At 53.2% G+C, this 8147-nt stretch carries 6 protein-coding genes; 2 read left to right on the forward strand and 4 right to left on the reverse strand.

What is annotated here, in order from left to right:
- Window positions 1–2: 2 nt before the first annotated feature.
- Both Q0Y46_RS09040 and Q0Y46_RS09045 read right to left on the reverse strand, forming a co-directional pair.
- Complete coding sequence (locus Q0Y46_RS09040) at window positions 3–473, reverse strand: hypothetical protein (protein WP_295679366.1); 471 nt, start codon at window positions 471–473, stop codon at window positions 3–5.
- 30 nt (window positions 474–503) lie between these two features.
- Window positions 504–1115 (reverse strand): hypothetical protein, encoded by a 612-nt coding sequence (locus Q0Y46_RS09045; RefSeq protein WP_297946786.1) that lies wholly within the window; start codon window positions 1113–1115, stop codon window positions 504–506.
- Window positions 1116–1299: 184 nt separating this feature from the next.
- Between Q0Y46_RS09045 and Q0Y46_RS09050 the strand changes: the two genes are divergently transcribed.
- Complete coding sequence (locus tag Q0Y46_RS09050; protein ID WP_297946788.1) at window positions 1300–3840, forward strand: DNA gyrase/topoisomerase IV subunit A; 2541 nt, start codon at window positions 1300–1302, stop codon at window positions 3838–3840.
- A 106-nt stretch (window positions 3841–3946) separates the two neighbouring features.
- Here Q0Y46_RS09050 and Q0Y46_RS09055 read toward each other — a convergent pair whose 3' ends face one another.
- Both Q0Y46_RS09055 and Q0Y46_RS09060 read right to left on the reverse strand, forming a co-directional pair.
- A complete protein-coding gene (locus Q0Y46_RS09055) occupies window positions 3947–6145 on the reverse strand; it encodes a family 43 glycosylhydrolase (RefSeq protein WP_297946790.1) in 2199 nt (732 codons plus the stop codon).
- A 151-nt stretch (window positions 6146–6296) separates the two neighbouring features.
- Entirely contained in the window at window positions 6297–6860 is a 564-nt protein-coding gene (locus Q0Y46_RS09060) for a deaminase (protein ID WP_295679355.1), read from the reverse strand.
- 96 nt (window positions 6861–6956) lie between these two features.
- Between Q0Y46_RS09060 and Q0Y46_RS09065 the strand changes: the two genes are divergently transcribed.
- Window positions 6957–8108, forward strand: coding sequence for an acyltransferase (locus Q0Y46_RS09065; protein ID WP_297946793.1), 1152 nt, complete (start codon window positions 6957–6959; stop codon window positions 8106–8108).
- The last annotated feature ends 39 nt before the right edge of the window (window positions 8109–8147 follow it).

Here is an 8147-nt window from a genome sequence, read left to right on the forward strand (position 1 = left end):
GTCTACTCCGTAACGGTGAACTTACCGGACTTTCCGTTTTTCCTTGTCTTGACGTAGGGGACAACCTGGATGAAGGCTTCCGTGGAGGGTTCCACCAAGCTGGCATCCAATTTGACTTCCTGCTCATAGCAGGTCTTGCCATCGGGATTTTCTTCACCAGCCGAAGTAGACGTCAGTTCGCTACCTTCGGATTCTTCGTTCGCACGATACTTGAAAATGAACTGCGGGCCAGCAAGGCTCGGGTCTGCACCGTACACGACCTTGATGGTTTCACCAATCTTGAACGTTTCGCCGCCCTTCGGGTAGACAACCACCACGCCGTCACTCGTAGTACAATCGTACTCCGCCGTACCACTGTTACTGTTCGAAGAAGGTGTCGGGTTATTGTTAGATGCTGACGTAGAAGATTCATCGTCGGAACATGCCCAGAAGGCAAGAGAAACAGCCAAGATGGCAGTATACATTAATTTCATATTTTACCTCTTTTTTGAAAATTTTATAAATCAAAGTTGACGGATTAACGGAGTTTCTGCAAGTATTTCGTTGGAAATCCTGCGGACCAGTTTATTCCACACATCCTCGCCCGGGACGAAGTCCTGGCTTTCTTCCAAGATATCAATCTTACCGAACGCGACTTCCTTCTTAGTATCCATAGAATAGATGGTATAACCGGCATAGGCCTGGACTCCGTAAAAGTAGACCTTGTTGCCGTTATGGCGCTTGACCGAAACATGCCTATTGAACGTGAGGCCAGAAATCGTAACGACGATTCCCTTCAAGTCCGAGAATTTTTCCGGATTCGGGTTCGACACCATGAAATCCATGTACCCCTTCATCTTTTTCTTGCTGCGGACGAATTTGCCGGAGCGGGACACCTCAGGAAGCATATTGACTTCGAGGCCAGACAAGCTGACCATGTCTTGAGTCATCAGAGGCAGGAACCAGTCATTGAACTTGCCGACATAGTCGGGCAACGCCTTGCTGAAGTCGTTGCCGTTCTGAACCTTGAGGTCCAAAACATAGACAGTCAAACCCGAGGGAGGTGTTTTCCATTCGGGGCTGACCTGCTTATGGAGCCCACCCTGGGCACAGCCGGCAAACAATGTGATTACCATCAAATAAAAAAAGAGTGTTAAAATTTTTTTCATAAGATTCCCTTCAAAAGTTCTTATGGAAAGATAGCTTTTTGTAAATAAAGTACAGCGAGTCCAGTCATTTTGCACCCGTTTCCTACGGCATTTGACCATTTGTGCACTAAATAACAAAAAAAATCCCGAGAATTTTTCTACATTTACCTCCATGAATTCTAACACGCCAGATACTACTCTTGGACTTTCCAACGTAAATCATCTTGAAAGGCTCTACGATGGCTGGTTCCTCGACTACGCGAGCTATGTCATCCTCGACCGCGCCGTTCCGTACTTCGAAGACGGCCTCAAGCCGGTCCAGCGCCGCATTTTGCATTCCCTTTTCGAAAACCACGATGGTCGTTACCAGAAGGTCGCCACTATCGTCGGCCGCACCATGGCCTACCACCCGCACGGCGACGCCTCCATTGGCGATGCGCTCGTCACCCTCGGCCAGAAAGGCCTGCTTATAGACACCCAGGGTAACTGGGGCAACCCGCTCACCGGCGACGACGCTGCCGCCCCCCGTTATATCGAAGGCCGCCTCACCCAGTTCGCGGTCGATGTCGTGTTCAACCCCGAGACCACGGAATGGATCCCGAGCTACGACGGACGTAGCGAAGAACCCGTCACGCTCCCGGTCAAGTTTCCGCTGCTGCTCGCCCAAGGCGTCGACGGCATCGCGGTCGGCCTTTCCACGAGCATCCTCCCCCACAATTTCCGCGAGCTCTGCGAAGCAAGCATCGCCATCCTCAAGGGGAAAAAGTTCACGCTGTACCCGGACTTCTTTACCGGCGGCATCATCGACGTGAGCGACTACAACGACGGCATGCGTGGCGGCAAGGTCCGCGTCCGCGCCAAGATCGAAAAAGTCGACAACAAGACGCTCGCCATCCGTGAAATCCCCTACGGCACCACGACGACAAGCCTCATCGACAGTATCGTGAAGGCCAACGACAAGGGCAAAATCAAAATCAAGCACGTCGACGACAACACGAGCAAGAACGTCGAGATCCTCATCCACCTGCAGCCGGGCACGGAACCGCAGGTCGCCATCGACGCACTCTACGCATTCACGGACTGCGAAAAGTCGCTTTCCCCGTGTACCTGCGTCATCGTGAACAAGCACCCGAAATTCATCGGCGTCTCCGAAATCCTCCGGATGAACACGGAACACACCGTGAAACTCCTCCAGTGGGAACTCGAGAACGAGCGCAAGCACCTCGAAGACAAGTGGCACATGACGAGCCTCGAAAAGATCTTCATCGAGAAGGAAGTCTACGAGGTCATCAAGAAGGCCCGCGACCGCGACGAGATGGTGAACCTCATCGACGAAGGCCTCAAGCCCTACGTCAAGCGCTACCTGCGCCGCAGCGTCACCCGCGAAGAAATCCTGAAACTCGCCGAAATCCCGGTCCGCCGCATCAGCCGCTTCGACCGCAAGAAGGCCGACGAACTTTTGGCCGAACTCGACGAAAAACTCGCCCAGAACAAGTACAACCTGGAACATATCACCGACTACGCCATTGACCACTTCAAGAACATCCTCAAGAAGTACGGCGAAGGCCGCGAACGCAAGACGCAGATTGCAGAATTCGGCAAGGTGAACGCCGTCCATGTGGCGCTTGCCAACCAGAAGCTGTACGTGAACCGCAAGGAAGGTTTTGTCGGCACGGGCATGAAGAAGGAAGAATACCTCTTCGACGTTTCCAACTACGACGACCTCATCGTGTTCAAGGCCGACGGAAGTTTCAAGATTGTGAAGGTCTCCGACAAGGACTTCGTAGGCAAGGACATCATCCTTGTCGAGAAGTTCAACAAGGACGACGAACGCCATATATACAACGTCATACACCAGGATGGCAAGGACGGCACCGCCTATATCAAGAGATTCAACGTAGGCGGCGTGACCCGCGACAAGGACTACTACATGGGCAAGAACAAGCCCGGCAGCAAGATTCTGTACCTGTCCAGCAACTTGAACGGCGAAGCGGAAGTGGTCGAAGTGACCCTCAAGCCACGCCCGCGCATCAAGCTCAACTTCGAAGTGGACTTCAGCGAAGTCGAGGTCAAGGGACGCGGTGCCATCGGCAACATTGTCACCAAGTACCCGGTCAAACACGTCAAACGCATCCGCAAGGGCGTGAGCACGCTCGGCGCAAGGGTTCTCTATTTCGACGCTCCGAGTGGCATTGTCTCGACCCAGAGGAAGGGCGACCGCATCGGAGAATTCGACGAGAAGGACAAGCTGCTCATCATCAAGGAAAACGGCACAGCCCGTATCCACGACATGGCAGACCCGATCCTCGTCGGTTCGAACATCAAGTACCTGCACAAGTTCGACCCCGCACAGGTATTCACCATCCTCTACTTCGAGGGCGGCAACTACAACTACATGGTAAAGCGCTTCAACCTCGAAGGTTGCCCGATGACGACCGAATTCAGCCTCGTCACGGACCACAAGGACACGAAGATGATTGAACTCTTCGCCACGGACGATGCGCGCCAGCTCATGGAATACCAGGTCGGCCGCGAAGTGCAAAAAGAGGAACTGGACTTGACCGAAGTCGCAGACGTCAAGGGCTACAAGGCGCTGGGCAGCAAGTTCACCGCCAAGAAGGTCAAGCGTACTAGCCGCATCTCCCCGCCAGACAGTTTCGACGACGGCACAAGCGACGAGGGCGAAGACGAAGGCGACCCGAAGTTGTTCTAGCCTCGTTTCTCATAACAAGCTATACAAAAAGAACTCCAGGGCAAGCCCTGGAGTTCCTTTTTTATGTTGGAGTGTGCTACAACCTGTTTATCGGATGGAGAAAAAACTATTTGGCCGTTGACACGTTCATCATCTTGCCGCTGCGGGCATTCCTGAGCAGGTACACACCCTTACCGTAACCGGCCTGAGAAAGAGCCTGTTGCGGAGCGCGACCAGCGAGGTCAACCGTGCCCATCAGCTTGCCAGCCAAAGAGTAAACGCGGTAGACATCACCATCGGATATTGAGAACTTGACCACGGTATTCTTGAACGATGTCGGAGGCGTCTGATCGCCGAAGGAGAACCAGTCCACATTCACATTGTCGCCCTGAATAACCAGGCGGATTACGTGTTCACCGGCCGTAAGATGAGCAGAGCCGCCAGTGAATTCCTTGTACACGCTCCAGTCATCGCCCGTTTTCGGGACGACAATGGTCTGACCGACGTCCTTCTCATCCACCTGGAACGAGAGGCTTGCAGAATCCATGCCCGTCGATGCAGAAACCTTGATAGCATAGTCCCCCTCGACAGGAACGTTGACTGTATATTCGATCCATTCGCCAACGCTCGTGTAGCCGACCGCCATGCCCTTCGAAGCATCGGCGGAATCCAGCAACACAATGTCCACGCCTTCGTCCGCACGGAAATTGGCATCACCCTGGTTCGCCTTTTCGGCATCGCTATAAGCCTTGCGGGCACCGCCCAAGTCGAACTTTTCAGCCTCGATGACCGCCGGGAGCGTCACGGCAACGCTGTCGTAAGGCACTTGCTGGGCCGCCACGCTCGGGCCGCCCGCACCCGCGAAGCTCCATTCGAGGATGCCCATCGTGGAGTCCTTCGAGCCCTTGAACACGAGGAACAGTTCGTCCACGACACCGGTCAACCCGGTCACTTCGCAAGTGTTTTCAGCATAGTCGTTCCAACCGCTCGTTTTCTGGATGTCGCAAGTTCCCGCGAGAGTGCCGGAAGCGGAACCGCTGTGGATTTCAATCTTGTTGCCGTCGCCAACGCTCGCTGCGACCACGTTGAACGACGTGGCACCACCGCCGAAGTCCACTCCGGAAACGCGAATCCAGGATTCCTTGCTCGCATACGGAGTCAGCACATGCTTGGCTGCGACACCGCCAGACCAGTCGGATTTGTTCCAGTCGGTACGGCTGCGGATATTCTTCTGCTTGGAACTCGTGAGTGCCGGATAGACTTCGTAGGGATTGAAGTTCTCAACCTGCTTCGGACCATTGTCCGTATAAGTCAGCTTGTTCATCTCGTCGCCATTGTAGGTGAACTCGTCGATACTCACACTACGGTGGTAAGCCGGGTCAGGATTGGCATTGCCCAGAGAAGCCGGATGTTCAGAAGCCTGGACGAGGCGGCGGTCATGGTAGACGACATACCACTTGCCCTTGAACTGGGCGATACCGTGGTGGTTATTGTTGTTCGCGTTGATGTTGCGGCCGTTGATGTTCGGGTTATCCATGAAGATGCCCTTGTACGTATAGGGGCCCATCGGATTGCTCGACGTACCGTAAGCGATACGCAAATCGGCGGTACTGTACGAAAGGTAGTAGGTGGAGCCCTTCTTGTGGATGTAGGAGGCTTCCATCGCCTTCGGGCCGCCAATCTTCAGCTCGACCTTGGAACTCACGTCAAAACCGTTGATGTTCTTGTTGAGCTTGTAGATGTTGAAGATGTTGTTGTTGTTGTCCCTGGCCGGGCGCGAATCGCTATCGCCACCACCGAAGGTGAAGTAGCCCTGGCCGTCGTCATCGAAGAAGATGGCCGGGTCGAAGCACCAACCGATGCCGTCGCAGTCCGCGAGGCCACCACCCCAGTTGTTGATGAGTTTCTTGTTGTCGGGAACCGGGTTCTTGTAAGGTCCCTGGATTTCGTCAGCACCGACGAGCCCCACGCCACCGCCTCCGCCATCGGGATAGACGATGTAGAACCGGCCATCGGGGCCGATATCGATACCCGAAGCCCAAATGTCGCCGATGTTATCGTATTCACGCTTGGCCTCGAGGACAATACCGAAGTCCGTCCAGTTCTTCATATCGCGACTGCGAAAAGCATAGAGCGACTTGATGGTATAGCCATCGCTGCCGGCCGGATCGTCCGAGTCGGTAATGATGTAAAAATATTCGTCATCCGCCGTAGCCGCCGGATCTGCCAAGTAATGGTAATTAGAAATCGGGTTGTCCGCCAAAGCAAAAGCAGCCAATCCGAAAGACATCGCCAAAACCAACTTCCCGTATTTCTTCATCTTCATAGAATACACCTTTTTTTGATGCCCCATAAGGGCCATCAATTTAAAATTATACGAAAAAAGGCGATTTTTCGCCTTCAAAACACAATCGTCATGGATTTTTTATCAAAAGGAATCCCCATAAGGGGACTTCCAGAAACAAGTGTGACGGGAATCACACTGCAGTCGGTTTCGAAACGACCGGACGGATTCTCTTTCCGCAAAGTGTGACGACAATTCCCGCCTGCGCAAACATGTAGTAGGCCGTATCGCGGCTGTTGTTGAGCGTCGATTTGGGATCGTAATCGTCCTTGGTCACAAAGACTTCTGCAACGCCGGAAAGGCTCACGTCCAAAGCGCAGCGCTCGCACGGGAAACCAATAACATAGAGCTTGGAACCAGGAGGCACCTTGCCGCGGGCATAATGCAGAGCATTGATTTCGGCATGCACCATGAAGGGGTATTTGTTGGCCTCGAACTCGTGGTGACTCAGCACTTCTCCCGTATCCGCATCCAGTAGGTCGTAAGCGAGCTTCTGCTTTTCGCGGGTATAAGGGACCGTTTCGTCGTCGAATCCCGCCGGAGCCCCGTTGTAACCTGTGCTGATAACGCGCCCATCGGCACTTACGAGCACGGCACCCATTTGGGTATTTTGGTCCTTGGAGAGGCGGGCCTGCGCCACCATCATCTGGGTATAGACTTCGTCACGGAGCTTTGTACGGGTAGGATTGTTATTCATGCGAAAAAATATAGTCAAAAAGAAAGCTTTCAGCACCCATGCTTGAATTTTTCTATAATTGCAAATCCGAAAACCCAAAAGAAGAGTGACCCCGAAATGGAAAAAGGCATTATCCATACCGACAATTTCTTGTCCGTCGACGACACCCGCATCATGAAGGCCATCGCAATTTGCTGCATGCTGATGCACCACCTCTGGAGTTTCCCAGCCCGAGTCGCCGTAAAACCGCTCGAAAACTTCTTCACGATTTTCGGGATGCCCTCTACCCTCTATCTTGGATTCTTTGGAAAAATCTGCGTCCCGATGTTCTTCTTCTTTGGCGGGTACGGGGTATACAAGAGGACTCTCGGGAAAAAATACGACGTCGTATTGAGACTGAAAAAGCTCTACTTTGCCTATTGGAAAGTCTTCGTCATCTTCATCCCTATCGGTTTTCTTTTCTTTTCGAACCAGGCAACTTACTGCAGCGAACCGTTCCTTTGCAACCGCTTTGCCAAGCTCGCCACAAAAGAACTGATATCCAACTTCCTAGGATTCACGTCGACCTACTGCAGGGAATGGTGGTTCCTGATTAGCTATGCGTTTGCGCTTGTATGCTTCCCGTTCGTGAGAGCCATCATCGACCGCTTCTCGGCATGGGCGAACATCGCCATCGCTATCGTCGTCACCATCCTGCTCACAAACATTTTCCCGGGAATCAGCAGGAGCCAGACCTTGGGCGTACTGGGGAGCAACTTCCTTTACCTCAAGTTCTTCTGCCAGATTGCACCCTACGCGGCATGCTTCTGGATGGGCGCCGTCGTCGCAAGGAACGGCCTTTTGGACAGGCTCAACGATTCCATGAAGTCAAACGGGCTCCTGAACCCCATAGTCGACATACTCACCTGGGCGTTCATCGTCTTCTTGAGACAGACCGAAATCGGCGACAAGTTCGACATTTTCTTCATTCCCGTCTTGACGGTAACCGGGCTTGACCTCTTCAAGAGAATCAAGTGGGTCCGGTTGAGCTTGGTCCACCTCGGCAAGCAAAGCACGAACATGTGGTTGATCCACCCGTTCTTCTGCTATTATTATGGTGCCGTGGCAAAAGTCGTCTCCGCACCTCGGTACGCAGTACTTTCCCTGTTGGTCCTGATTGCCCTGACCTATCTAGGCTCAGTCTTCGTGACGCTTTTCTGGCTGGGAGCAGACCGCATCTACAGCAGAGTCAAGCATGTGATACATAAGAGGCGCGAGGCGAGAGGCTAGAAAATAGAGACTACCTTTGACCACTTAGTGCTTTAGCAC

It is taken from the genome of uncultured Fibrobacter sp., assembly GCF_947305105.1.
Lineage (GTDB): Bacteria > Fibrobacterota > Fibrobacteria > Fibrobacterales > Fibrobacteraceae > Fibrobacter.